The organism is Cobetia sp. BMC6, from assembly GCF_029991385.1.
Lineage (GTDB): Bacteria > Pseudomonadota > Gammaproteobacteria > Pseudomonadales > Halomonadaceae > Cobetia.
Window position 1 is genome coordinate 841,150 of record NZ_JAKUMF010000001.1, and the last position, 25,995, is coordinate 867,144.

Consider the following 25,995-nt stretch of genomic DNA (forward strand, 5'->3'; position numbering starts at 1 on the left):
TGATCGGGGCGTTCTTGTGATGACTTGTGAGGTGACGACACGCCTCAGCGTGTCAACACCGGGCCACTTACTTGCACAGGGTGTAGCAGGGCACGTAATCGCTGCCCGGCAGCTTCATGCGGCCCTGGGCGACGAAGGAGGTGAGCAGGGCGTCGAGACGCTCCATCAGCTCGGCCTCGGCGGTCAGGCGGAAGGGGCCGTCGCGCTCGATCTCCTCGATGCCTTCCTTCTTGACGTTGCCGGCGACGATGCCCGAGAAGGCACGACGCAGGTTGGCCGCCAGTTCGTGCACCGGCTGGTTGCGGTGCAGCGCCAGGCCCGACATGTTGGCGTGGGTCGGCGCGAAGGGCTGCTGGAAGTGCGGCGCGATGTGCAGGCGCCAGTTGTAGTAGAAGGCATCCTGATGCTGGCGACGGAATTCCGCCACCTTGTCGATGCCACCGCGCATGGTGCGTGCCACCTCGACCGGATTGTCGATGATGATGCGGTAGCGCGAGCGCGCTTCCTCGCCCAGGGTGTAGGCGATGAACTCGTCGATCTGCTTGAAGTACTCGGCGCTGGACGCCGGGCCGGTGAAAATGACCGGGAACGGCAGCTCGCTGTTTTCCGGGTGCAGCAGAATGCCGAGCAGATAGAGAATCTCCTCGGCTGTGCCCACGCCGCCCGGGAAGACGATGATGCCATGTGCGGTACGCACGAAGGCTTCAAGGCGCTTCTCGATATCCGGCATGATGATCAGTTCATTGACGATCGGGTTGGGCGACTCGGCGGCGATGATGCCCGGCTCCGAGATGCCCAGATAGCGCCCTTCGGTGCGACGCTGCTTGGCGTGCGCGACGTTGGCCCCCTTCATCGGGCCCTTCATGGCGCCCGGGCCACACCCGGTGCAGATGTCGAGATCACGCAGGCCGAGGTGGTAACCCACGTCCTTGGTGTACTCGTATTCCTCGCGGTTGATGGAGTGCCCGCCCCAGCAGGTGACCAGACTCGGCTCACGCGAGGACTTCAGCGCCCCGGCGTTGCGCAGGATATGGAATACCGCATTGGTGGTGCCTTCGGTGGTCGTGAGATCGAAACGCGGGGTGTTCTGGATCTCGTTGGCCACATAGACGATGTCACGCAACACGCTGGAGAGATGCTCGCGAATGCCGCGGATCATCTTGCCGTCGACGAAGGCATCGCCGGGCGCATTGTCGAGCTTGAGGCGAATGCCGCGGTCCTGCTGCAGTACCTCGATCTCGAAATTCTTGTGTGCGTTGAGCACCGCAACGCTGTCATCGGTCTGGCTGCCGCAATTGAGCACGGCCAGCGCACAGCGGCGCAGGATGTCGTGCAACCCGTTGGAGGAGGTGTCGCGCAGGCGATTGACCTCATCCTGGGAGAGCACTTCCAGGCTGCCTTCCGGCGAGATGATGGTCGAGACCAGCATGGAGCTGGCATCACGTGAATAGGTCGTCGCTTCGCTGGTGACAGAATTCATGACTGTCTTCCTTGTGTCAGGCGCCCACGGTGGTCTGGGCGCGTTTCCGGGCTTCTGTCCAGAGTTCAGCAATGCGCTCGCGGTCGTCCACGCTCATGCTGTCCTGGGCAAAGGCGTGCTGCATCCACTCTTCAAAGGTGGCGTCAAAGTCTTCCGCAACCACATCCTCGGGATCGTAATCGGCGTTTTCCAGCACCAGTTCCACCTGGGGAATCATGTACCCCAGCGGGAACAGGTCATTTTCGGCACACTCGCTTTCCATGGCGAGCAGCGCCTTGTGAATGGCTTCGCCGCGTGCAGCCAGAGCATCAGACATCTAAAGCATCTCGTGTTTCGGGCCAGTCCGAAGATTGGCCAGGACAGGGGTAAAGCGCCGGGCCCTGGCGCGTCATCGTGACGTTGAACACGGCAGACGCAGCCAGGGTGGCAGCTGGCATTGTCCATGATGCTAACACGCGAGAGTGGCGGGGCGCAGCGCTGCGCATGGCGGCCAGCTCTGGTAGAATCATGTGCTTTGCGGGTCGGTGGCCCCTGTGCTGACATGGCAGTTGCGTCATGCAGGTCGTCGCCGGCAACACGATGCGCCGAGTCGCGTCCCCCGTTCGTGAGTGGTCAGTGCCTTCATGTTCAACGCCCAGTATTTTCGTACCTTCATCACACTGGTGGAGACCGGCAGTTTTACCCATACCGCGCGCAAGCTGGAGATGACCCAGCCCGGCGTCAGCCAGCATATTCGCAAGCTGGAGCAGTATCTGGGCCGCTCGCTGCTCAATCGCCAGGGACGCAAGTTCTCGCTGACCGCAGCGGGGCGTCGCTGCTATGACTACTCCATCAAGCTGTTCGCCGAGCACACCCAGTTCATGCACTCGCTGGATGATGATTCCCCGGACAGCGGCGAATGCCGCGTGGCCAGTCCCTCAAGCGTCGGGCTGATGTTCTATCCGTTCACGCTGGGCTATCAGCAGCAGCATCCGGGGCTGACGGTCAGCTACAGCTTCGCCTTCAATTCCGAGATCGTGCAGGACGTGCTGGCGGGTCGTTTCGACCTGGGCATCGTCACCGAGCCGGTCAAGCATCCGGACCTGAACTTCGAGCTGTGGCATCAGGAGCCGCTGTGTCTGGTGGTGCCCGCCGACTTCGCCGGCAACAGTCTCAACGAGCTGATGGCGCTGGGCTTCATGAATTACGCCGATGGCGTCAACAATGCCAGTGCCTTGTTGCGTGAGAACTTCGCCGGTGAATTTCGCTCCATGAGCCACTTCCCGCAGCAGGGCTTCACCAACGATATTGGCATGGTGCTGGACGCCGTGGCGCGTGGTCTGGGCTTCACCGTCGTCTCGCGCACGGTGCTGGAGACCTCGCCGTGGCAGCGTCAGGTGCGCGAGATGCCGCTGACCGAAGCCGTCTATGAGAATCTCTACATCGTCACGCGTGACAATGCCGAGGTGCCGCGCCGCTACGAGCAGCTGCTGGGTGAATTCCGCCTGCAGCGTCGCAACACGCTCTACGGCTACGCCGATGCGCCGGAAAGCTTCGACAACATGGACTTCGACAGCATGGTGTAATTCCTCGCGTCGTCATCTGCGCCTCCCGAAAGCCCGCTCTTCATGAGCGGGCTTTTTCGTGTCTCGCCGTCGCCATCTGCGCCGCATGCTGCGTCGCCCTTTGTGCACCACCGGGTTCCAGCCCCTGCCACCGCCTTGCGACCAAGGCCTGATGCGGGGGCGGCGTACTGCGTGGGATGCTGAAAGCCAGTGCCTGGTTATTGCAGACCTGTTTATTACAGCCCTGGCTATTTCAGGCTTGGCTATGCTTGGTCTGGTCTGGTCTGGTCTGGTCTGGTCTGGTCGGCGTCTGCCAGCGCCTTGTTTGCTCATTTCGTAGTGTCTTGCCCCTCAGGAGGTTCTGCCGTCGTGTCTTCATCCGGTTCTCGCTCCAGTGTCACGCCTCATGCTCCGTCAGCCTCCGCAGCCTCCGCAGCCTCCGCAGCCTCCACTGCTTCCGAGGCATCAGCCGCGCCTGTCGCAGCAGCTGCATCAAGCGAGGTCTTCTCGCTGCTGGCGCGCATGGAGGTCGGCGAGCTGACCCCGGAGCAGTACGCCGAGATCGCGCGCCGCTGTCGCTGGCCTGACTGGCAGTCGCGCCAGATGAGCGCCAGCCAGGCCGCCGAATTGATTCACGATGGCATGACGGTTGGCATGAGCGGCTTCACGCGGGCGGGAGAGGCCAAGGCCCTGCCGCTGGCGCTGGTCGAGAAGGCACGTCGCGAGCCGTTCTCCATCACGCTGATGACCGGCGCCTCGCTGGGCAATGACCTCGACGGCCAGATGGCGGATGCCCACATGCTGGCGCGGCGCATGCCGTTTCAGGTCGACCCGGTGCTGCGCCGCGCGATCAACGCCGGCGAAGTCATGTTCATGGATCAGCACCTGTCCGAGACGGTGGAGCTTCTGCGCAACCACCAGCTGAGCGACATAGATATCGCGGTGATCGAGGCCAGTGCCATCACCGCCGATGGCGGCATCGTGCCGACCACCTCGGTGGGCAACTCGGCCAGCTATGCGATTCTCGCCGACAAGGTGATCATCGAGCTCAATCTCGAGTCGCCGGCGGCGCTTGAAGGGTTGCACGACATCTACATTCCGCAGATGCGCCCCAGCCGGCAGCCGATTCCGGTGGTCGCGCCGGATTCGCGCATCGGCACGCCATATATCCCCATCGACCCCGCCAGGATCGCGGCCATCGTGCTGACCCGCGGCAGTGACAGCCCCTCGACCTGCACGCCGCCGGATGACGGCACCGAGCGCATGGCGGGTCATCTGGTCGAACTGCTCAAGCAGGAGGTCGCGCTGGGGCGTCTGACACCGGCATTGCTGCCGCTGCAGGCCGGCATCGGCAGCATGGCCAACGCGGTAATGAGTGGCTTGAAGAAAGGGCCCTTCGAGCACCTGACCATGTACTCGGAGGTGCTTCAGGATTCCACCTTTGACCTGCTGGATGCCGGCAAGCTCGATTTCGCCTCCGGCTCCTCCATCACCGTCACCGAGGAGCGTGGCCGCACGCTGTGGAAGGACCTCGAGCGCTATCGTGATCGCCTTATCCTGCGCCCGCAGGAGCTCTCCAATCATCCGGGCATCGTGCGGCGCCTCGGCGTGATCGCGGTCAATACGGCGCTGGAATTCGATATCTACGGCAACGTCAATTCCACCCACGTCTGCGGCACGCGGATGATGAATGGTATCGGCGGTTCCGGCGATTTTGCGCGCAATGCCCAGCTGTCGGTGTTCATCACCAAGTCACTGGCCAAGGGCGGTGATATCTCGAGCGTGGTGCCGTTCGCCAGCCACGTGGACCACACCGAGCACGATGTCGATATCCTCGTCACCGAGCATGGGCTGGCGGACCTGCGCGGTCTGGCGCCACGCGAGCGGGCGGTGCAGGTGATCGAGAACTGCTCGGACCCGAGCTATCGTCCTGCGCTGCGCGCTTACTTCGAGGAGGCGTGCCAGCGGGGCGGCCACACGCCGCATTGTCTGGAGCAGGCGCTGAGCTGGCATCGCGAGGTAGAGGTGAAAGGGCATATGCGCGCCATGCGCACGCTACCCGAGACAAGCCCGAGCCTTGAAGGAGCGGCCCCATCGGTGCCGGACGCCACTGCCTGAGACAGCACATCAGGCCGGGCACGACTGGCAGACAATGAAGACGAGCGCTGGCAGGCGGCCTACTGATCGAGGCCGTTTTCCAGGCGCTCGTCTTCGCATTCGGGGCTACCCATCTCGTAATCGCGGCACAGCTGCGGGCGCCGGTCGTAGATGGTGCACATCAGCGTTTCGCGGTCGACGGCGGCACACCAGCCATCGTCGAGACGGCGCATGACTTCGCCGCCCCATTCATCCTCGTCGATCAGGTAGTCCGGCACGCCGGTATCAGTGAGCAGAATGACCTCAAGACGGCAGCAACAGGCCTGGCAATTGCTGCAGGCGATCTCGTGATTGGCAGGTGTCGCAGCGCCGGCGGTGGCCAGCGAGACGTCGGTAATCGGAATATTCATCGGGTCAGGGTCAGCCACAGTGAGTCAGGCGCCAACATCGGCACGCTTCAGCCGGCAGTGAAACACACTCACGCACGGATTACTTGTAGACCTTGTCGATGCCTTCCCAGTAAGTCTCGGGATCACGATCGCGTGTCATGTCATACAGCTGATAGCGGCGGTTGAGGCGTGCGCCACCATCACGGGTCAGCGGTGCCCAGGCAAAGCCGGTGCTGCCCTTGCTGGAGGTGGTGAAGAAGGCATCCAGCGGGATGCTGACGTAGAGGCCCTTGTCGAAGCTACCCTCGCCGTAGTCATCGCCGGCATCGGTCAGGGTCGCCCAGGCGCCGACGCTGACCCCGTTGGAGAAGCTGCGCGACAGGTCCAGCGTCGCACCGATATCGCCGGCCAGATAACGCCCCACCGAGCCCTTGACCAGTACATCGTGCCAGCCGGACTGCCAGTAGGCGGTGGCGTGACCGGTGGTGACCGAGTAGTCACGCAGGCCGAATTGCTGGTCGAACTCGCGCTGGCGGACGCGGTTGATGTCCAGCCCCAGCGCCAGCGAGCTGTTCATCGGACGATAGAGCAGCTCGGCACCGACCCCGGCATACATCATCTCGAGAATGCCGACGTAGGCCTGGGCGTACCAGTCGCGCCCGAACTGGTGGGTGCGGTTGTACTGCAGGCTGGTAATGCCCAGGTCGGTTTCCTTGATGTATTCCCCGACATAGGTGCGCACGCGCGGCAACTCGGAATCGGCGATGTACTCGTAGTTGTCGAAGTTGTCGGCAAGCTGATAGGTCGCCACGCCGGTGAACCAGCCATTGCGGTCGGTGCGCCACAGGGCGTCCAGCTGCAGGTTGAGCTGATAGAGGTAGCCATCGGGGCCGCCGAAGTTCTGCTTGAGGCTCGGCGAGAAGCCCCAGCTGAAGCCGAACGGCTCGCGTGCCAGCTTGACGCCATCCCCTGTCGCCTGGCGTGCCGCATCATCGTCGCTATCGGACGAGATGGTCTGAGGCGAGGCAGCATGGGCGGTGATGGAGTGCTCGTATTCAGCGCCGAAGCGACGGTCATTGGCGGCGGCCACGAAGGGCTGGCGCGGATGCTCATCTTCGCGCAGCGCCAGACCATTGCTGCTCAGGCGATAGCGGAAGGTGGTGATCTCGACGGGCAGGCGGTTGTGCAGCACGCGGTTGGCGCGGCCTTCGGCCTGCAGGTCATCACGGAAGCGCGTCGCCTCGGCCTCGACGATCAGGGTATCGCCATCGACCCGCAGCTGTGACACCTCAAGGCCGCTCTGGGCACGCAGGGTATCGGCCAGCGCGTCCCAGTCCACGTCGGCAAGGCGCGGGAGATCTTCTGCCTGCGGGCCATCAGTCGTGCCGGGCTCGAGTGGGGTGTCCGCGGGCGCGCCGCCGAACGAGTCGAGGGTCAGCAGGCGGCCTTGTTGATCCTTGTTCGCTGACGGCTCTCTGTTCGCTGAAGGCTCTTCATGGGCTGACGGCTCAGCCGCCACGTCTGCCGGTCGGGCAGCGCTGGCGGTGGGGGCGGAGGGTGCGGTGTTTGGTGAAGCGTTCGCGTTGAGCGAGCGCACGCGGAAGGCTTCCGGTGTCTGGTCGTTGCGATAACGGCTATGGGTGCTGGGGGCGACCGCCTCCGGCGTGCCATCGTCCTTGGCCTGGGCGAGCCCGGCCAGATTGGTCGACAGCGACAGCCCCAGCATGGCGGTGTTGCCTCGCTCCCAGCCGCCATGCAGCGACAGGTTGTCATTGACCTTGACGGTCGCCCCCAGATTGACCGGCGAATCCTGTTCGATCTCCACCGTCAGTGGCTCGTCGGAATAGTCGTTGCCTTCATATTCCAGCATCAGGGTCAGCGGGTCCCAGGGCGTCTGATATTCGATGCCGCCGAAGACGGCCGGGCTGCCACTGAACATGCTGCCGAGCTGGAAGTCGCCGCCGTCATCGCTGGTCGAGTCGCTGCGCGTCTCGAGACTGCTTCTCACTATTGCCAGTGGATTGCTGAAGTCGCCGCGCGTGCCCAGATAGCCCCAGCCGAGGCCCAGACTGAAGTCGAGGTCGCCGTAGCGCTTGCTGGCGACCAGATACTCGGAGCTGAACAGGCCCGTACCGCCGAGATCTCGCAGGCCCACCGCGACTTCGGGCTGATAGCGGCCTTCTTCCATCAGACGGAACTTGGTGTCGAAGGATTTATCCAGGTAGTCGCGGTCCGGGGCGGCCGCGCCGTAGCTGACGGTTTCCACCGAGACATAGCGAAAGCCCAGCTCCATCCAGTCGAAGGGCGCGGCGTTGACGCTGAAACGCTTGTAGGGCTGGGTGCGGCTGTAGGTGAAGCTCAATTCGCCCTGGGGCGCAAAACGCGCCGTGGGCGTCTGCATCAGGCCCACGCCACCGAAGTCGCTCTGGGATTCGCCGGTCGCTGCATGGGCGATCTGCGCACCCAGCAATCCGCCCGCCATGCCGAGTGCCAGCCAGCCATTGCGTGCCAGGGCAGGGCGCTGCTCGGGGCTTGAGTGCGTAACGTGATTGGCAGGGCGAAAAGGACTCGACATGGGCGTCTCGCATGCACGCAAGCCAGGGGCTCACGTACGTGAATAAGGGATTGGGTTCGCGGTCAGGTGCAGTGTGCTGCGCCGGGGCAGCCCCGCCGGCTAGCGCGGGGGCGTCGAAAGCTTCGCGGCGTCCAGCTGCCAGCTCTGGCAGGCATCGCCGGGGAGACGGCTGGCAAGCCAGGCCGGTAGCGCCTCGTTCACCCACTGCTGCGCGGTATCGATGCCCGGCGTACTGATCACCACGCTGGCGCCGGGGGCGACGGGCAGGTCGGCGTCGCCGCTGGTCAGACGATTCCAGCTCGCCACCGGGCGGGTCAGCACCTGGCCCTGCGGCGTCACCAGGCTGACCTCGACGGCTGGCCCGATGCCGCCGGCAGCGGCGCGCTCGTCGATCAGCGCATCCAGACTGAGATTCGGCGTCCACTTGCGCTCATGAACGCCGGTGGCGTCCAGAATTACCACGCTGCGCGGCGCCTGACAGGCACCGACCACCATGCCCGGGGCGATGCGGATCGCCTGCGGGCCGTCGTGCATGTCGCGGCGCGGGTCGAGCTGACCGGGCAGGCGTGCCACCACGGCGTCAGTATCTGGCGAGTGGGTGCCTGACGCGCGGCCCTGCTCGACATAGGCCTGCCAGGCCTGCAATGCCTCGGCGTAACGCGCCTGAAGGCTGTCTTCCTTCGCGCCGACGGCGTAGCGCGCCGCGATCAGTTCGAGCTCGGCGCTGACGCGGTTGGCCCGTGCGGCCATCTGCTGGCGAATCAGCGGCGTGCTGACGAAGCTATAGCGCCAATCCAGCGCTTTGGATGGCGCGAGGCTATTCCATTGCGCCTGCAGCACCTGACTGGCCAGCGGCGTGCTCGCGGCACTGAACGGCAGCGGGGTGTCAGCAGCGCTCGACAGGGGCGCGGCCAGCAGTGCGCTCAGCCCGAGGGGCAGCAGGCGGGCGGCACTGTTCAGACGGGCCAGTGATGGCAGACGGGCCAGCGATGAGAAGACGGGGGTCACCATGCCTTGGCGACCTCCCAACCGAACCGCGGGCCATCGGGCCAGGCCGTCATGTCGGCCGCCCAGACGCGATTCTCGTCACGCCACAGGTCATTGCGCGTGGTGCTGCCATCGTCCCAGCTCAGAATCTCGCGGCAGTGCTGCAGCGGCAGTTCTGCCAGCGGCAGCGAATAGGGGGCGGCGGCCTCGCATTCGAGTCGCGCCGTGGCCTCGTGTACCTGCATCACGGCGACGTCATCCTGGCGCTGGCTGCCGGTGGAGGCGGCATCCTGACGCACCAGGCGACGCGGGTAGGGGGACAGCGCACTGACACTGACCTGATAGGTCGTGCCACTGGCCATCAACCAGGCCGGACGCGCCAGAGCGTGCCCGGTAGTACTTTGCTCACGCCTGTCCGCCACATCACGCGCAAAGCCTGAAGTGGCGGACAGGACGCCATCGCGCAATTCGACGATGCCGCGGTCGCGGCTCTCGAAACGCGCGATGCGCCCATTGCCTTCAAGCGTCGCGAGAACCACCAGCGCGGTGCTGTTGGCATGCTCAAGCTTGAGAGAGGCATAGGGCAGCTCGCTGGCACGTGTGGCGTCAAACTCGTCCTTGCCCATCACGTCACCGAGCGAACTCGCGACGATCTGGGCACACCCGGAAAGCGACACCAGACACGCGAGGGTGCCGAAGGCCGCCAACGACCTGTTGCGCAGAGCACGGGAGACCACCGAGGTAGCCGCCGTGCCCTGCGCAGGGCTTGAGAACGTGAAGCGTTGCGTCGCACGTGCCGTCTTCATCAGCGAGTCCCGGTTGAACCAGTGGTGCCGGTTGTCCCGGTGGTACCGCTCGTGCCGGTGCCGCCGCCGACGGTGCCGGTGGCGGCACCTGCAGCGACGCTGCCGCTGCTGGCGCTCGGCGTCACGCTGCCGGTGGCATTCTGGCTGGCAGTGCCGGTGCCAGCTGCGCTACCTGTCGGTACAGAGCCTGTCGTCCCGGTCGTGCCGGTAGTCCCGGTCGTACCAGTCGTACCAGTCGTACCAGTCGTTCCGGTGGTGCCAGTCGTGCCGGTGGTGCCGGTAGTCCCAGTCGTACCGGTCGCACCCTGAGGCGCTTCTTCTTCCGCGATGGCATTGCCAGCGAGAAGCAGGGCACCTGTCAGGCCGATGATGGCTCCGAGATGTGTCTTGCGCATGGATAACTCTCCTTGATGAGCATTGCCGGCGGTCAGCCGACCAGGAAGGGATATCAGACCACGATGTAATGACTCAAGGACTGAGACATCGGCGTCGAGGCTGCCAGCAGATGCTGGCGATCATCCAACCTGCTGCTGAAGATATCGATAGAGGAGAAGAGCGCCGTCCCTGACACCATCCCTGGCATCCTCCGTGGCGCGACCTCGTCCTGAGGTGTTCCTGTCATGACCGTATTCCCTGGTCATGCGCTTGCCGAAATTCATCGTTGCGCCTTGTTGTCTGCGCCTGACAGTCCTGTCAGGTGTCAGCCGCAGAGCGGTTGATGCAAGAAGTCCTTCTCCGCACAGAGACAAGGCCAATGAGTCACGGCAAAGCGAGGCTCATGTTAACGAGAATATGTGAACTGTCTAGCGCGAAGCCTTGCGTATTATTCGCGTTGATGGCTTGAGGATTATTTATGTAAAAAAGAGTAATTGGGGTGTGGATGATTGGCGACGTGGCTGTCGATGATCCATCGAGCGCTGCGCCAGACGGGGTCCGCGTGGCGACTGGAATCCTGTGCTTGAGTGTGTCGCATTGCCGACGAAACGGAGTTTGAGGTGTCTGTCATCGGCAACGCGTCTTTCGTGGAAGTGGCGACATCGAGCGTACTTGTGGCGCTACAAACCAATGTTTTTATTGGATTTTTGTAACAGGGTGCTGATTGGCGGGAGGCGTGTATCAGGTAAAATGCACGGCAGACAGGGTTTGGTCACCTTGCCAAGAACGCCACGAATGGCGTGATCCAATGCAGGGCGATGCCGCTGTATTGGTGTTACTGATTCATCGGCAGATCCTCTGGCAGCTCCATGGGTCGTGGGCTGTAGTCGAAAGAGGTGTACCGTATTTCGGTAAAAAAACTACAGAAAGTTTGCTCTGCAATGGCGCTGAAGATATTGCCCAAATGCCAGCAAGAGGGGCATGAAGGCCGCCATGCAGAGAATGGTGTCAGAGTTGCAAGTGGAAAGTGCATTGAATGCACACGCTTGCTGAGTATCGTTGGTTGCGGTTCAGGGTCTTGCTTCGTAAATCTTGAACCATGTGCCTACATTCTGACTGGGGGTGACGGCGGGACATGACAAGCCATGTGCATGATTCATATGGCGGAAATATCGCTGTAAGCGTTGCGGATCACACTGGCGCAGCGTGAATGAGGTCGCAGCAGCCAGTCGCCAGTCGCAAGACGCCGAGACCGCCAGGGTCCGGTACCCAATGCACGAGGGCCAACCCTCGGCAGCCGCGTGACAGCCAGGCAAGGCCGGCGACACGCATGACGCAGCAGGAACTGAAGACGTTATCGAATCCATCCCGGCGGCCATGTGCGGCGGGGGAAGGCGCGATGATCATGGCACTGGGGTGCCGGGTCATCGGGCCTGTCGACTCAACGGACTTCAGATGAAAAATGCACTGATAGCACGACTTCTGGGCGCCAGCTTGAGCATCGGCGCCCTCACCGGGCTCGCCGGGTGCGTCTTCGCCCCCGGTGGCAACATCGACTACGACACCAGCGCTGCGCCGGTGGACGACATCGTCGATGTGGAACCGATCACCTTTGGCCTGATCAAGGCCCAGGCGCGCGCAGACGCCGAATCGCGCCAGTCCAGTGGCGATGACAGGCAGCGTCGTGAGCTTGAAAAGGCGCTGACCCAGGAGCTCAACAGCAGCACGCGCGCCAGTCTGGCACCGGACTATCAGTACCGTGTCGGCCCCGGCGACATCCTGACCATCATCGTCTATGACCATCCCGAGCTGACCTTGCCGACGGGTTCCGAGCGCAGTGCGCAGGAAGCCGGCAACGTCGTGCATGCCGATGGCACGCTGTTCTATCCCTATGTCGGCCGCGTCAAGGTCAGTGGCATGACGCTGGACCAGATTCGCCGAGATCTCGGCGAGAAGCTGCAGCCCTACCTCAATGCGCCGCAGATCGACGTCAAGGTCGCCGCCTTCCGCAGTCAGAAGGTGCGGGTCACTGGCGAGGTCCAGTCGCCCGGCGTGCAACCGATCAGCGATGTGCCGTTGAGCCTGCTGGACGCCATCGCGGCGGCGGGCGGTCTGTCCGAAGACGCCGATTGGCACAACGTGGTGCTCAAGCGCAATGGCGAAGAGACCACCATCTCCCTTTATGAGCTGCTGGCCGAGCGCAATGCCAATGACGAGGCGGGCGATGATCGCCTGCTCAAGGATGGCGACACCCTCTACGTGCCGGACGTCGGTACCCAGAAGGTGTTCGTGATGGGCGAGGTGGACAAGTCCATCAGCCTGCCGCTGGGCAGAAGCCCTATCTCGCTGACCGATGCCATCGCGCGTGCCGGCGGCATCAAGGAAAACTCCGCCGATGCATCGGGCATCTTCGTCATCCGTCGTGATCGTGAAGACCCCGAGAAGCTGGCCACCGTCTATCAGCTGGATGCACGCAATTCCACGGCGCTGATTCTGGGGGCGGACTTCGGCCTCAAGCCGCAGGACGTCGTCTATGTCACCGCTGCACCGGTCTCGCGCTGGAACCGTGTGATTACCCAGCTGCTGCCGACGGTGAGCTCCATCTACTACAGCACCGAAATCCAGGACAACCTCGATACCCTCGGCCAGTAAGGCGAGGGGTCGTCAAGGCGTCCCTGCCCGGCACCGCCGTGGCCGAGCAGGACACCAGGAGAGTGACCCAACGATGTCGAACCGCAATTCCCACACCACGCGTCAGGCCTCGGCCAGCGAGTCGTCAAGCGTGCCCGCGCGCACCAGTCTCGATCTCGGCCGCATGCTGGGCCAGCTGTATGACAGCCGTCTGACGCTGGCGCTGATCACCGGCACCTTCACCGTGCTGGCGGTGCTCTACGCGCTGCTGGCCACGCCGATCTACAAGGCCGATGCGCTGGTGCAGGTCGAGGAGGGCGGCGGCAACATGAACCCGCTGCGTGATGTCTCCAGCCTGCTGCGTGGCGAGGCGCCGCCGTCCGAATCCGAGATCCAGATCATCACCTCACGCCTGGTGCTGGGCGAGACGGTCAAGAAGGAACAGCTGGATCTGGTGGTCAAGCCGTATCAGTACCCGCTGATCGGCACCTTCCTGCGTACCCACGAATTCACGCGTCCGAGCTGGCTTGCCGGGTCCAGCATGGTCTGGGCCGGCGAGTCGATCGACGTGGCAAGCCTCGAAGTGCCGGCGGCCTGGGACGACGTGCCGCTGACACTGGTGTCGCTGGGAGAGGGCGGTGAGTACGAATTGCAGTACGACGGCGATGCGCTGGGCACCGGTGTGGTCGGCGACACCTCACGTTTCGATGGCCCGCTGGGCGAGGTGGCGCTCAAGGTCAGCGCACTGGACGCGGCCAGGGGCGCTGAATTCACGCTGATGCATCAGTCGACCCTGGAAGCGACCAATGCGCTGCGTTCGCGCTTCGCGGTGGCCGAGATGGGCAAGGAAACCGGGGTGCTGGGTCTGGCGCTGGTCGGCGAAGACCCGCTGCGCACCCAGCAGACCCTGCAGCGCATCACCGATACCTACCAGCAGCAGAACATCGAACGTCAGTCCGCCGAAGCCGAGAAGTCGCTCGAGTTTCTCAAGAAGCAGGTGCCGACGGTGCGTGAGCGTCTCGAAGTGGCCGAGAACCGTCTGAATGCCTATCGCGGCAAGAGCGATAGCGTGAATCTGGATCTCGAGACCAAGTCGGTGCTCGAGCAACTGGTCAATATCGACAACCAGATCAACGAGACCCAGCTGGAAGAAGCGGAGCTGTCCGGCAAGTTCAACCCCAGTCACCCCAACTACGTGGCACTGCGCAAGAAGCGTGCGGACCTGCAGCAGACCCGCAAGGAGCTGGAGAAGCAGGTCGGTGATCTGCCGGACACCCAGCAGGAAATCCTGCGTCTGGAGCGTGAGGTCGAGGTCAATCAGCAGATCTACGTGCAGCTGCTCAACAAGACCCAGGAAATGAACATCGCCCAGGCCAGCACCATCGGCAATATCCGCATTCTGGACGAGGCCGTTGCGCAGCCGCATCCGATCAGCCCGCGCAAGGCGATGATCGTGGTGATCGCGACCCTGTTGGGCGGCATGCTCGGGGTGGTCTTCGTGCTGCTGCGCTCCATGCTGCATCGCGGTATCGAGACGCCGTCGGAGCTTTCCGACCTGGGGCTCAATGTCCACGCGACCCTGCCGCTCTCCGAGGAGCAGGCACGCCTCAACCGTCGTCTGGCGCGTGGCTTCAAGCGCTTCACCGGTCGTGGTGTCGCCGCAGCGGCCAATGACAACGTCGCGCCGGGGCTGCTGGCGATCCGCAACCCGGCGGATCTCTCCATCGAGGGTCTGCGCGGTCTGCGCACCAGCCTGCACTTCGCGATGATGGAGGCCCCCGACAATCGCCTGATGATCTGTGGCCCGAGCCCGGGCATCGGCAAGAGCTTCGTGTCCGCCAACCTGGCCGCCGTCTGTGCCCAGGCCGGCAACCGGGTGCTGGTCATCGATGCCGACATGCGCCGTGGCCATGTCCACCAGAGCATGGCGGGCGTCTCGCCCAGCGACGCCGCGCCGGGCCTGAGCGACTTCCTGCTCGGCAAGGCCGACCGCGACAGCATCGTGCGTGGCATCACTGATCCGAGTCTGGCGATGTCCGAGGCCGCTGCCGTGGCGCTTGGCGAAGGGGCGGCCACCAACGGTGTGCCGAGCAACCTGTGCTACGTGGCGCGCGGTACCACTCCCTCCAACCCGTCGGAGCTGCTGCTGCAGTCACGCTTCAGCGATTTCCTCGACTGGGCCAGCGTGAACTTCGACATGGTCATCATCGATACGCCGCCGATCCTGGCGGTTACCGATGCCGCCATCGTCGGCAAGCAGTGCGGTGTCAGCGTGATGGTGACGCGCTTCATGCATAACTCGCCCAAGGAAATCGAAGCGGCGCTGGAGCGCTTCGCCTCCAGTGGCGTGCATGTCGATGGCGCGATTCTCAATGCCGTCGAGCGCAAGGCCACCACGACCTACAGCTACGGCTACAGCTATCACGATTATCAGTACCAGGGTGGCGCCAAGGGTTAGCGGCCACTTGCATTAGAGCCCGCGAACCCGATGTCTGAGACTGCGTGCCTCGTTGGCAGTGGGGATCGGCAGTCGAGGCGAGAGCCGAGGCGGTACGGGTGAAGCATCGGGTAGCACGCCGTCGAGCGACGGCACCAGCGGCTCCGAGCGTGATGAACGGAACCACAACACGAACGCAAGCCAAGGGGGTAACGGCATATGAATACCACGACGAACCATGCAAGCTCCGGGCTGGAAGGGCGTCAGCGCCACTCCCGCATGTACGAGCGACTGATGTTCAACTCGCTGTGTCAGGCCATCGTCGGTCTGATTCTGGCAGTGGGTGTCCCGCTGCTGCTGATCAATGGCCTGCGCCCGTGGGTCAGCGAGATGCGCATGCACAGTGTCATCGCCGCCAGCGGCGGCTTCCTGCTCGCATTGCAGGCGATTCGTCACATGTCGCGCTACCCCGGCGCCAAGGCCTTCGCCTACGTGCTGCCGGCCATCACCATCAGCTATCTGCTGGCGATGAGCGTGTTGATCGCGCTGGATCTGCGCTTCAGCCGCATCGTGCTCGGCAGCTCATGGCTGGCGGCGATGCTGATCTGCTCCATCGGCTTCTGGGCCGAGCAGCGCACCCGCATCCGCAAGCTGGCCGTGGTGCCCTTCGGTGACTATCGCAGCCTGTTCACTACCCGTGGGGCACGCTGGAACCTGATGCGCGCGCCGGACCTGGGCGAAGAGCGCTACAACGGTGTGGTCGCCGACCTGGAAGCCGACATGCCGGCAGAATGGCAGCGTTTCCTGGCCAACTGCGTGCTGCATCGCATCCCGGTCTATGACGCCAGCGAAGTCCGCGAGTCGCTGACTGGTCGTGTCGAGCTTGATCAGGTGCGTGAGAACAGCTTCGGCCAGCTGGCTCCCAACAGCGAATATGAGCTGTTCAAGCGTCTGTTCGACATGCTGGCCGTGCTCGCCGTGGCGCCCTTCGTGCTGCCGATCTGCCTGGTGACCGCCGTGTTGATCCGCCTCGATTCGCCGGGCGGCGTGTTCTTCGTCCAGGAGCGTGTCGGCCAGGGCGGTCGTCCGTATCGCATGTTCAAGTTCCGCAGCATGTGCCACGACAGCGAGAAGACCGGTGCCCAGTTCGCCCAGGCCAATGACATGCGCGTGACCCGCATCGGTCGCGTGATCCGCAAGACCCGCATCGATGAGCTGCCGCAGTTCATCAACGTGCTCAAGGGCGAGATGAGCCTGATCGGCCCGCGCCCGGAGCAGGTCAAGTTCGTGAATGAATTCGCCGAACAGATTCCGTTCTACAACTACCGTCACGTGGTGCGTCCGGGCATCACCGGCTGGGCGCAGGTCACCCAGGGCTATGCCTCTGACGCCGACGAGACCCGCGAGAAGCTCGAGCACGACTTCTACTACATCAAGCGCTTCTCCGTGTGGCTCGACCTGCTGATCGTCGGCCGTACCATCAAGACCATGCTGACCGGCTTCGGGGCACGCTGAGCATGCTGACCGTCAGTGGCTATTACGTCGGCTTCATGGCCCTGCTGGTGGCAATCCTGCCGCTGGCTGCCAACGAGCGCACCCGCATGGTGGGTGCCTGGTTGGCCGGTGGGCTGTGTCTGGCGTTCATGGCATTGCGTTACGACGCAGGGTACGACTATTTCTCGTACCGCCAGATGGCCACCTGGCAGGTCGACCTGAGCTTTCTCGAGCCCGCACCTGCTGCCCTGGCACGCATGGCGCGGGCCTGGGGCGAGCCGCAGCTGTTCTTCATCATCACCGCCATTCTCTACGTGTCGTGCTTCGTCTCGGCACTGGTGATGAGCCGTCGCAATCTGGCCTGGTGCCTGCTGTTCTTCGTCTGCCTGCCGCTGATCTATCTGTCGGCCTTCGGATTCGTGAAGCAGCACGTGGCGATTGCGCTGTTCATGCTGGCGATGGCGTGCCTGGAGCGCGGCATGCGGCTGCCCGCGCTGGTGCTGATGCTCGTCGGCACCAGCTTCCACTACACCCTGGCACTGTATCTGCCCCTGCTGGTGATCTATCCGCTGTTGCGCCGTGCCTACCCGTTCTGGCTCTACCTGGGGCTGCTGCCACTGTGCTTCGTGGCCGGGCCGCTGGCCAAGAGCATTCTCAGTGCGTTGGGCCTCTATGCGCATTATTTCGAGGATTTTTCCGGCGGTGGCGAGAAGCTCTACATCATCTACCTGTTGATCTGCCTGGGGACTCTGGTGCTGTGGAAGCATTTCCGCCTGTCACTGGACCCCTGGGCCTTCAACCTGATGTTCATCGGCGTGGCGCTTTATACCTTGTTCATCACCTACGGTGAGCATGTGGCACGTGCCAGCTATTATTTTCTGCCATTCGCCATCTTCGTCATCTGTGACGTGATCGAGCATTTCCGCGACAAGCTGTTGCCCAGCCTGATCAGCGGTGCGCTGATGATGGCGCTGTTCTTCATGTCGCTGAAGGTGGCGGCCGGCAATCAGGACCACGATTTCTTGAACAACTACGAGTTCTATTTCCTCAGCGATGAAGCCCTGGTCGTCGGCAACGGAGGCCAGTCATGAGCGAAGCGCTGATCTTCTCGCTGTTCAATCTGATGGCGCGCGGCCTGTCCTCAGCCGCAGGCCTGCTGCTGGCGCGTGCCGTGGCGCCGGAGGCCTTCGGTGAATATGCGCTGGCCCTCAACTACGCGGTACTGCTGGGCGTACTGGCGCGCATGGGCGGCAACGAGGTGTTGCTGGTCACCCGCGATGGTGCCAGCGGCGCGGCACTGCGTCGCTGGATGGGCGTCGGCATCTCGCTCTACGCCTTGCTGGCGATCGGCTTCGCCGTCGGCATCGCGCCGCTGCTGGGCCTGTCGGCCTTCATCTTCGCCTTCTGTGCGCTGCGCGCCGCGGCGGAGCAGGTCGGCCTGCAGATGATCAACTCGCGCCTGCAGCGTCAGGAGCGCCTGGGGCGCGTCAACCTGATGACGGTGCTGATCTCGCTGGCGGTGGCGATCGCGGTCGCCTGCGCCGCGGGCCCGGCGCTCTACCATCAGGGCGTCGCACTAGTGACCGGCGCCGAGTTCGGCGCTGACCTGACCACCCCCGCCGGCATGTTCGGTCTGGCGCCGGTGCCGACCTTCGTGATGGTCAGCGCCATCGCGCTGGTCATCGTGATGGCGCTGGGCATGTGGCTGTCACGTGATGCAGCGGCAGATGCTAAGGCGGTCGATAGCGACGCCGCGAGCCAGCGCCGCCTGCCATCCAAGGCGGATTTCGCACGCGGTCGCGGCTTTCTCTACAACAACCTGATGTCGTTCGCCTACCTGCAGGCCTGGGTGATTCTGGCAGGGCTTGCCTTTGCGCCCGCTCAGGTGGCCAGTGTCTCGGTGGTGACCTCCATCGTGTTCGCACTCTATGTCTTCCCCACCAGCCTGTATCGCTACTACCTGCCCAAGCTGACCCATGGCGATGCGCGCCTCAAGGAGTACCTGGTCATCGCCAGTGGCTTCGCGCTGCCGGTGGCGGGGGGGCTGGCGCTGGTCGCGCCGTGGCTGGCGGAACACTTCCTGAGCGGCGCCTACCCGCGCCTGACCCTGACGCTGCGCGCCTTCGCGCTGGTCTATCTGGTGCACGCCTTCGTCACCTGCGCCTTCACGCGTCTGGCCGCGCTGCGCCTCAACGGCAAGCGCCTGCTGTGCCAGAGCACCGGCGCCACGCTGGTGGTCGGCGGGGGGCTTGCGATCGCGGCGCTCAATCACTCGCTGGGCAACGCGTCCGGCGACACCGGCAGCCTGTTGGGCATCGATCTCTACCGCCTTTTCCTGTGTGTGCCGGTCGCCGCCGAAGTGGTGATGCTGGCGATGGCGATCCTCTTCCAGCCATCACTGTCCCGTGGTGGCAAGGCACACGAAGACAACGCTGCGGCGAGTGCCTGACCGGGCTTCACGCGCGCAGCAGGAATCGGAAGGTCAGCATCTGTGACTTCCGGTTGATGACATGACGGCGATGCCGGGGATTCAGACACAGACCTCAGGCATCGCGCGTTCAGAATCGCGACATTACGGACAGAAGGACGAACAGCATGGCCAAGATATGCATGACGCACGGATGGCATGACGACAACAAGGGCGACTCCGCCATCCTGATGGGCACCATCGATTTTCTCGATCAGCTGATCGATGCCGAACAGGGTCGCAGCGATGTGTCCGGCGCCGGTGTGGCCAAGGCCGAAGGCCACCGCATCGACATCCTGCCCATTGATGATCAGGTGTTCGCCACCGAGCGCGGACCCTTCCGCCATATCCGTCGCCGCTACCGTGAACGCGTCACCGTAGGCCAGCCGCTGATGCCGCCGATGCGTGACAAGCTGCGCTTCGTGACCTCGCTGCTCGGCCTGGGCACCAAGATGATGTTCGGCAAGCAGGGCAAGAGCGGCAACGACATCATCGACGCCGCAGACCTGGTGGTGGTGAAGGGCGGTCATATCTTCCACAACGGCAGCTTCAAGAAGACGCTGTCCTCGTGGCTGGCGCTGATCGGCTATCTGGCGCCGGTGATGCTGGCCCGCAAGGCCGGCAAGCGCGTCCTTCTGCTGGGGCATTCCTTCGGCCCATTCAAGACCCCGGCCCAGGAACGCTTCTTCCTGCGCACCCTGAGCGATTGCCTGGTGGTCTCGCGTGAGGAAATCACCCACGCCATGACCCAGAAGGCCGACCCGAAACTGCCGCATGCGCTGCTGGGCACCGACATGGCCTTCGCCATGGCCCCGCGTGCCAGCGACGAGCATGCCGCGGTGAAGGCGCCGAATGGCGTGGCCTCGCCGTACGCCGTGATCACCCTGCGCGACTGGTGGGGCCTGGATCAGCAAGCCTTCGCCGAGCGTGTCGAGGTGCTGTCGCGCTCACTGCTGGAATCCCGCGAGCGTCTGGGCATCGAGCGCCTGCTGGTGGTCCCGCACGTGCTGGGCCCGACCGATATCGAGAATGACCAGCGCATCTCCCGGCTGGTGTTCGATCATCTGCAGAAGGCACTGGCCACGGCGGGCGGTGAAGACCTCGCCAAGCGCATCGAGCTGGTGCAGGGCGACCCGAGCCCTGACGCGCTGGTCGATCTCTACCGCGATGCCCGGTTCCTGGTCGGTACCCGCTTCCACTCGGTCATCTTCGCGCTGATGTCCGGCACGCCGGTCTACGCGCTGTCCTACTGCGGACCCAAGGCGCCGGGGATCATGCGTGACTTCGGGCTCGGCGACAGCGTGCAGGACATCGAGAACTTCGATCCGGCACGCATCGTGGCCGATATCGAACAGCTGGTCGCCGACACGGCCTTCCCGGCGCTGGCCGAGCGTGTCATCGCCGAGAAGCTGGCGATCACCGCCGACATCACGCGTGACTTCCTGCGTCGTGCCCCGGGGCGTGCCGGCGTCTGGGGACAGCGTGAATTGAAGCTCAATGACGCTGCCTTCCCGGCCCCGGTGGCACCCGAACCAGCCACTGCCGAGGCGGCCACTGCCATGGCGGCGGATGCGCCTGCCGGTGACGACAGCGCAACTGCCGACAACAACAGCGCGACTGCCGCTCACGACAGCGAGCCTGTCGTGCGAGGAGCCTGATATGGCACATGTCGCTCTGTTGATTCAGGACATCAGCGCCTGTGGTGGCGTCGAGAAGGTGATGCATGGTCTGGCGCGGGACCTGAGCGCCAGCCACCGGGTCACGCTGGTCTCGGTGCGCGAAGGCGAGCCCTACTGGGGACGTATGGAGGGTGTCGAATATCGCACCCTGGGACTGCCGGCCACCGGCACGCGCCAGAACTTCCGCCATTGGGTGACGCACCTGCGTCGCCTGATGCTGGAGGAGCGGATCGAGGTGATGATCAGCGGCTATTTCGCCTTCCATCTGGCGGCGCAGCTGGCGGCACGCGGTACCGGTGGTGTCGATGGCGAGGGGCGTCCGCGTCCACGCACGCGCATCATCGCCCAGGAGCACAGCGCCTATCACCACGACCGCCGTGCCAAGCGCATCGTCAAGCAACTGGCCTATCGCCATCTCGACGTACTGCAGGTGCTCAATGAGGTCGATGCCGAATGCTGGCGTCGCCGTGGCCTCACGCCGACGGTGATTCCCAATTATCTGGATGACCAGCGGGCAGACGAAGCACGCAGCGGCTGCGAGCATCAGGTCGATGTGGTGATGGTCGGGCGTCTGGCGCCGATCAAGCGCCTCGATCTGGCGATTCGTGCCTTCGCGAATTCCGGGTACCGTCGCGGTCGCCTGGTGGTGGTCGGTGACGGCCCTGAGCGTGAACGTCTGCTGGCGCTGTGCAACGAGCTTGGCCTGCGCGTCTTCCAGGGTGCCAACGACAGCACGGTGCCTGCCGGCACGCAGGTGCTGTTCACCGGCGCGCTCAGGGATGTCTCGCATGAGCTGCGGCGTGCACGCCTGCTGCTGCTGACCTCGGAGCGCGAATGCCTGCCGATGAACGTGATCGAGGCCAAGCGTGAGGGGCTGCCGTGCCTGTCGCGTCCGGTGCGTTCCGGCCCGCTGGCGCTGATCGAACATGGCCGCGACGGGGTGCTCAGCGCGGAATCGGATGGCAGCGAGGACGCCGCCATCATCACTGAGCTGGCCCACGAGCTTGCGCGTCTCGAGTTCGATGATGAGCTTCTGCTGCGCCTCTCGAATGGTGCCTGGCAGAGCTTTGACCGCTACAGCGCGCACGCGGTGTTGCCGCAATATCAGCGTCTGATCTCGCGTCTCGCGCCGCCGACGCCCGGCGATGCGGCGACGACCGAGCAGACGCGCCAGGGCTCATCCGCGCAGTCGCGCCCAGACACACATTCGCGTCGCGTTCAGCGACAGCCGCTTGAGGAGAAGGCCCATGGCTGATGTCTCCGTCATCATGCCCAACTACGGCTATGACCGCCGCCTGCACGCTGCCGTCGACTCGGTATTGGCCCAGAGCGAGCCGGTACGCGAGATCCTGATCAGCGACGATGCCTCGCCGGATGGTGCCGCCAGTCGTCTGCGTGACGACTTCGCGGCGCTGGAGACCGCTGGCGTCGAGATCCGCGTGCTGGAAACCGACACCAACGGCGGCCCGGGCCGGGCACGCAACCGTGCCATCGCCGAGGCCAAGGGTCGCTACATCGCCTTTCTGGACGCCGACGATGCCTGGCTGCCCGAGAAGATCGAACGTCAGATCGCTTTCATGCAGGACACCGGCGCCGGGCTTTCCTACACCGGCTACGAGATGGTCGATGAGCAGGGCGAGCATGTCTCGTACTTCGCGCCGCCCGAGCGCCTGACGCGCGATGACATGCTGCGCTCCAACTCCATCGGCTGCCTGACTGCCATCTATGATGCCGGTCGTTATGGGCGTTTCTACATGCCGACGATCCGCAAGCGTCAGGACCTGGCGCTGTGGCTGATCATCATCGGTCAGCTGGGCCCGGCGCAGGGCATGCCGGAACCGCTGGCGCGCTACACGCGTCGCGAGAGCAGCGTGTCGTCCAACAAGTTCAAGGCCGCCGCCTATCAGTGGCGTCTGTATCGTGAGGTGCTGGGGATGGATGTGATCAGCGCCAGTCGCAATTTTGTCCATTACGCGGTGAACGGTTATGCAAAACATCGTTGAACAGGATGTCGCGGCGTCCGCGACATCTTCCACCGAGTCCACGGCGGCTTCCCGCCACGCCGATACTGGTGCGCAGCCTACTCACGACTCGCGCCCGCGCGTGCTGGTCGGAGCACGCCAGGTAGATGGCAGTACGCGTCGCCAGGTGCCGGAGCTGACCTTCCTGATCTCGACGCTGGATGACGGCCTCTATCGCGTGCCGCGTCATGATGCGCTGCCCGGGGCGCGTTTTTTGATCGTGCATCAGCTGTCTGACTCCGCGAGCCGCGAGCAATACCGCGAGTACGCGCTGGCCAATTTCGATAGCCGTTTCGAGTACCTGGCGATCGATGGGCGGGGACTGTCCAGGAGCCGCAACACGGCGCTGGCCGCCTGTGCCACGCGCTACGCCTATGTGCTGGATGACGACATCGAGCTGCATCCCCAGGCCGTCGCGCTGGTGATGGAAGCCTTCACCTGCACCGAAGCGGCCGCGATCAGCTTCCCCCACGTCAAGGCCTTCCCGCTGCATGAGCGGGACCCGGATCGGCCCGCGCCGCCGGTGTCCTTCAAGACCCACAGCCTGATGTCACTGGCGCGCGTGCGCTCGGTCGACATGGCGCTGGACCTCTGCCAGTTCCATGCACGCTTCGATGAGCAGTTCGGCCTGGGCACCGATCAGCCCTCCGGCGAGGAGTTCATCGTACTGAGCGATGCGCGTCGTCAGGGCGCGCGTCTGATGCGTGCCAATCTGGGCATCGTCGCCCATGCGGGGGTCACCTCCGGCAGCGACTTCTACAGCACGCCAGCCAAGGCGCGCACCAAGGGGCGCATGTTTGCCCGCGCCACCGGCAGTCGTTTCTCGCCCTTGTCATTGGCCTTTTTCCTGCGCAAGGCGCCGGTCGCCATGAAGCATGGTCACCTGGCGACCTTCGCGAAGCATTACTTTCGCTGATGACTGCCGTGCCGCTGATGACTGCTGCACCGCTGACGGCTCTCATTGGCTGATGGCTCTGATTTGATGACGGCTCTAGCGCGAAGGAATGGCCCCCATGAGGTGGCCATTGCCGCCCGGGTAGTCAATTGATCAAGCGGCATATCAGGGAAGTTGCGACAGGCAGAATCAGAAAGATAAGTCACAAGTTATATAGGGTCATGTTTTGGATCATATTGCGCCAGACAGGATGACTTTTCACGAAGTTGCTTTATAACAGAGCCACACTTCGGGCAGCGATGATTGCCCGTCACTGACTCAAGCGGCGCGTCTTTTCCCTGCGAGCTACCTGCAGCAGTCTACCTGGAATCACCTGCGAGCTTCCTGGCCCGTGGGTTGGGTAACCTCGCGCCGCTGTCACGAAACATCGCGGTTCAATGGGGATGAATCCTCATGCACAGGACATTGTCGGCGTTTCTTTTTCGGCCAATGAAGGCGGGAAATTCCGCCTTAGAAGATATCTCTTGAGAGAGATCCTAGGCAGTCTCAAGGGAGTCTAGAGGGACAAGGACTTTACGGCGTAATGCCCTGGAATCCGCCTCGATTGCCGCTGGAAGGCCGTCAGATGTGCACAGGATTCAGCCGCCATTGCCTCGTTTCACTTTGAGTATCACGACACGATCTGGCGACAAGGCCAGCAAGGATGACATCAATGAAGATCACGATTTTTGGAAGCGGTTATGTCGGCCTGGTCACGGGTACCTGCCTGGCCGACGTCGGCCACGACGTAGTGTGCATGGATGTGGACGCCGCCAAGATCGAGGGTCTCAAGCAGGGCGAGATTCCCATCTATGAGCCGGGCCTGGAAGGCATGTTGCTGCGCAACGTGGAAGCCGGTCGCCTGAACTTCACCACCGATGCGCGTGAAGCCGTCGAGCATGGCGTGCTCCAGTTCATCGCCGTGGGCACGCCGCCGGATGAAGACGGCAGCGCCGACCTCAAGTACGTGCTGTCCGTCGCCACCACCATCGGCGAGCACATGAATGACTACAAGGTCATCATCGACAAGTCCACCGTGCCGGTGGGCACGGCAGACCGCGTCAAGGCGCGGGTCAAGGACGTGCTCAAGGACCGTGGTGCAAGCGTCGATTTCGATGTCTGCTCCAACCCGGAATTCCTCAAGGAAGGCGCGGCGCTGGACGACTTCACGCGTGGCGCGCGCATCGTGGTCGGCACCGATTCCGAAGCGGTGCGTGAGCGCATGCGCGAATGCTACGCCCCCTACAACCGCAACCATGAAAAGCTGATGTTCATGGATGTGCGCGCCGCCGAGCTGACCAAGTACGCCGCCAACGCCATGCTGGCGACCAAGATCAGCTTCATGAACGAGATCTCCAACCTGGCCGAGCGCCTGGGCGCGGACATCGAGGAAGTGCGTCGCGGCATCGGCAGTGACCCGCGTATCGGCTACCACTTCATTTATCCCGGTTGTGGCTATGGTGGCTCCTGCTTCCCGAAGGATGTCCAGGCGCTGGCACGTACTGCCAGCCAGATCGGCTATGACGCCGAGCTGCTGACCGCCGTGGAGTCCGTCAACAAGCGCCAGAAGGTCACGCTGTTCGACAAGCTGTCGCGGGCCTTCGATGGCGACCTCAAGGGCAAGACCATCGCTGTCTGGGGTCTGGCCTTCAAGCCCAACACCGATGACATGCGCGACGCGCCGAGCCGCACGCTGATGGAAGCGCTGTGGGCGGCTGGCGCGACCGTGCAGGCCTATGACCCGGAAGCCATGAAGGAATGCCGCCGCATCTACGGCGAGCGCGACGACCTGGTGCTGGTCGCGGACCGTCAGCAGGCGGTCAAGGGTGCCGATGCGCTGGTGGTGTGCACCGAGTGGAAGGAATTCCGCACCCTGGACGGCGAGTGGCTGAAGTCCCAGCTCGGCTTCCCGGTGGTGGTCGATGGCCGCAACCTGTTCGAGCCCGCCGCCATGAAGGCCGCTGGCCTGATGTACTACGCGGTCGGTCGCGGTGACACCCTGCTGCTGAATCAGGCTTGAGCTTGCCGCTTGGCATCACCGCCCAGGCGACACTACTCAAACGTCAGTGCTCAAGCATC

General features: G+C 63.8%; 19 protein-coding genes. 12 read left to right on the plus strand and 7 right to left on the minus strand.

Annotated features, from left to right (window positions below):
• Nucleotides 1-67: 67 nt before the first annotated feature.
• Nucleotides 68-1,480 carry a nucleotide 5'-monophosphate nucleosidase PpnN gene (gene ppnN / locus MKZ40_RS03640; RefSeq protein WP_282627783.1) on the minus strand — a complete coding sequence of 471 codons (1,413 nt, stop codon included), beginning with the start codon at nucleotides 1,478-1,480 and terminating at the stop codon, nucleotides 68-70.
• Nucleotides 1,481-1,496: 16 nt separating this feature from the next.
• Nucleotides 1,497-1,796 (minus strand): hypothetical protein, encoded by a 300-nt coding sequence (locus tag MKZ40_RS03645; RefSeq protein WP_175089456.1) that lies wholly within the window; start codon nucleotides 1,794-1,796, stop codon nucleotides 1,497-1,499.
• Nucleotides 1,797-2,103: 307 nt separating this feature from the next.
• Between MKZ40_RS03645 and MKZ40_RS03650 the strand changes: the two genes are divergently transcribed.
• Nucleotides 2,104-3,045 carry a LysR family transcriptional regulator gene (locus MKZ40_RS03650; protein WP_043334148.1) on the plus strand — a complete coding sequence of 314 codons (942 nt, stop codon included), beginning with the start codon at nucleotides 2,104-2,106 and terminating at the stop codon, nucleotides 3,043-3,045.
• Nucleotides 3,046-3,546: 501 nt separating this feature from the next.
• On the plus strand, nucleotides 3,547-5,142 hold the full coding sequence (locus tag MKZ40_RS03655; protein ID WP_175089572.1) for an acetyl-CoA hydrolase/transferase family protein: 1,596 nt from the start codon (nucleotides 3,547-3,549) through the stop codon (nucleotides 5,140-5,142).
• Between the two features lie 59 nt (nucleotides 5,143-5,201).
• On the opposite strand, the gene MKZ40_RS03660 is transcribed toward MKZ40_RS03655, so the two are convergent.
• The 5 genes from MKZ40_RS03660 to MKZ40_RS03680 form a co-directional block, all read right to left on the minus strand.
• Entirely contained in the window at nucleotides 5,202-5,531 is a 330-nt protein-coding gene (locus tag MKZ40_RS03660) for a YkgJ family cysteine cluster protein (protein ID WP_175089458.1), read from the minus strand.
• 79 nt (nucleotides 5,532-5,610) lie between these two features.
• On the minus strand, nucleotides 5,611-8,085 hold the full coding sequence (locus MKZ40_RS03665) for a YjbH domain-containing protein (RefSeq protein WP_175089460.1): 2,475 nt from the start codon (nucleotides 8,083-8,085) through the stop codon (nucleotides 5,611-5,613).
• Between the two features lie 99 nt (nucleotides 8,086-8,184).
• Nucleotides 8,185-9,096 carry a hypothetical protein gene (locus tag MKZ40_RS03670; RefSeq protein ID WP_175089462.1) on the minus strand — a complete coding sequence of 304 codons (912 nt, stop codon included), beginning with the start codon at nucleotides 9,094-9,096 and terminating at the stop codon, nucleotides 8,185-8,187.
• The gene (locus MKZ40_RS03675; RefSeq protein WP_175089463.1) at nucleotides 9,090-9,878 is read right to left on the minus strand and encodes a YjbF family lipoprotein; all 789 of its coding nucleotides are present in this window, start codon (nucleotides 9,876-9,878) and stop codon (nucleotides 9,090-9,092) included. Before MKZ40_RS03675 ends, MKZ40_RS03670 begins: the two co-directional genes overlap by 7 nt.
• Nucleotides 9,878-10,273, minus strand: a complete 396-nt coding sequence (locus tag MKZ40_RS03680) for a hypothetical protein (RefSeq protein WP_175089465.1) — start codon at nucleotides 10,271-10,273, stop codon at nucleotides 9,878-9,880. Before MKZ40_RS03680 ends, MKZ40_RS03675 begins: the two co-directional genes overlap by 1 nt.
• Before the next feature lie 1,435 nt (nucleotides 10,274-11,708).
• Here MKZ40_RS03680 and MKZ40_RS03685 point away from each other — a divergent pair.
• The 10 genes from MKZ40_RS03685 (at nucleotide 11,709) to MKZ40_RS03730 (ending at nucleotide 25,936) form a co-directional block, all read left to right on the plus strand.
• Nucleotides 11,709-12,905: a polysaccharide export protein gene (locus tag MKZ40_RS03685; RefSeq protein ID WP_175089466.1), complete on the plus strand. Its 1,197-nt coding sequence runs from the start codon at nucleotides 11,709-11,711 to the stop codon at nucleotides 12,903-12,905.
• A gap of 73 nt (nucleotides 12,906-12,978) precedes the next feature.
• Complete coding sequence (locus tag MKZ40_RS03690) at nucleotides 12,979-15,342, plus strand: GNVR domain-containing protein (protein WP_175089468.1); 2,364 nt, start codon at nucleotides 12,979-12,981, stop codon at nucleotides 15,340-15,342.
• A 198-nt stretch (nucleotides 15,343-15,540) separates the two neighbouring features.
• A complete protein-coding gene (locus MKZ40_RS03695) occupies nucleotides 15,541-16,836 on the plus strand; it encodes a sugar transferase (protein WP_052384635.1) in 1,296 nt (431 codons plus the stop codon).
• A gap of 2 nt (nucleotides 16,837-16,838) precedes the next feature.
• A complete protein-coding gene (locus tag MKZ40_RS03700; protein ID WP_175089469.1) occupies nucleotides 16,839-17,906 on the plus strand; it encodes an EpsG family protein in 1,068 nt (355 codons plus the stop codon).
• On the plus strand, nucleotides 17,903-19,264 hold the full coding sequence (locus MKZ40_RS03705) for a hypothetical protein (protein WP_175089471.1): 1,362 nt from the start codon (nucleotides 17,903-17,905) through the stop codon (nucleotides 19,262-19,264). Before MKZ40_RS03700 ends, MKZ40_RS03705 begins: the two co-directional genes overlap by 4 nt.
• A gap of 146 nt (nucleotides 19,265-19,410) precedes the next feature.
• Nucleotides 19,411-20,940, plus strand: coding sequence for a polysaccharide pyruvyl transferase family protein (locus MKZ40_RS03710; RefSeq protein ID WP_175089473.1), 1,530 nt, complete (start codon nucleotides 19,411-19,413; stop codon nucleotides 20,938-20,940).
• 1 nt (nucleotide 20,941) lies between these two features.
• Nucleotides 20,942-22,216, plus strand: coding sequence for a glycosyltransferase (locus MKZ40_RS03715; RefSeq protein WP_175089474.1), 1,275 nt, complete (start codon nucleotides 20,942-20,944; stop codon nucleotides 22,214-22,216).
• On the plus strand, nucleotides 22,209-22,964 hold the full coding sequence (locus MKZ40_RS03720) for a glycosyltransferase family 2 protein (protein ID WP_175089476.1): 756 nt from the start codon (nucleotides 22,209-22,211) through the stop codon (nucleotides 22,962-22,964). The genes MKZ40_RS03715 and MKZ40_RS03720 overlap by 8 nt, the downstream gene beginning before the upstream one ends.
• Nucleotides 22,948-23,898 carry a glycosyltransferase family A protein gene (locus MKZ40_RS03725; RefSeq protein ID WP_175089478.1) on the plus strand — a complete coding sequence of 317 codons (951 nt, stop codon included), beginning with the start codon at nucleotides 22,948-22,950 and terminating at the stop codon, nucleotides 23,896-23,898. Before MKZ40_RS03720 ends, MKZ40_RS03725 begins: the two co-directional genes overlap by 17 nt.
• 691 nt (nucleotides 23,899-24,589) lie before the next feature.
• Nucleotides 24,590-25,936 carry a UDP-glucose/GDP-mannose dehydrogenase family protein gene (locus MKZ40_RS03730; protein WP_175089480.1) on the plus strand — a complete coding sequence of 449 codons (1,347 nt, stop codon included), beginning with the start codon at nucleotides 24,590-24,592 and terminating at the stop codon, nucleotides 25,934-25,936.
• The last annotated feature ends 59 nt before the right edge of the window (nucleotides 25,937-25,995 follow it).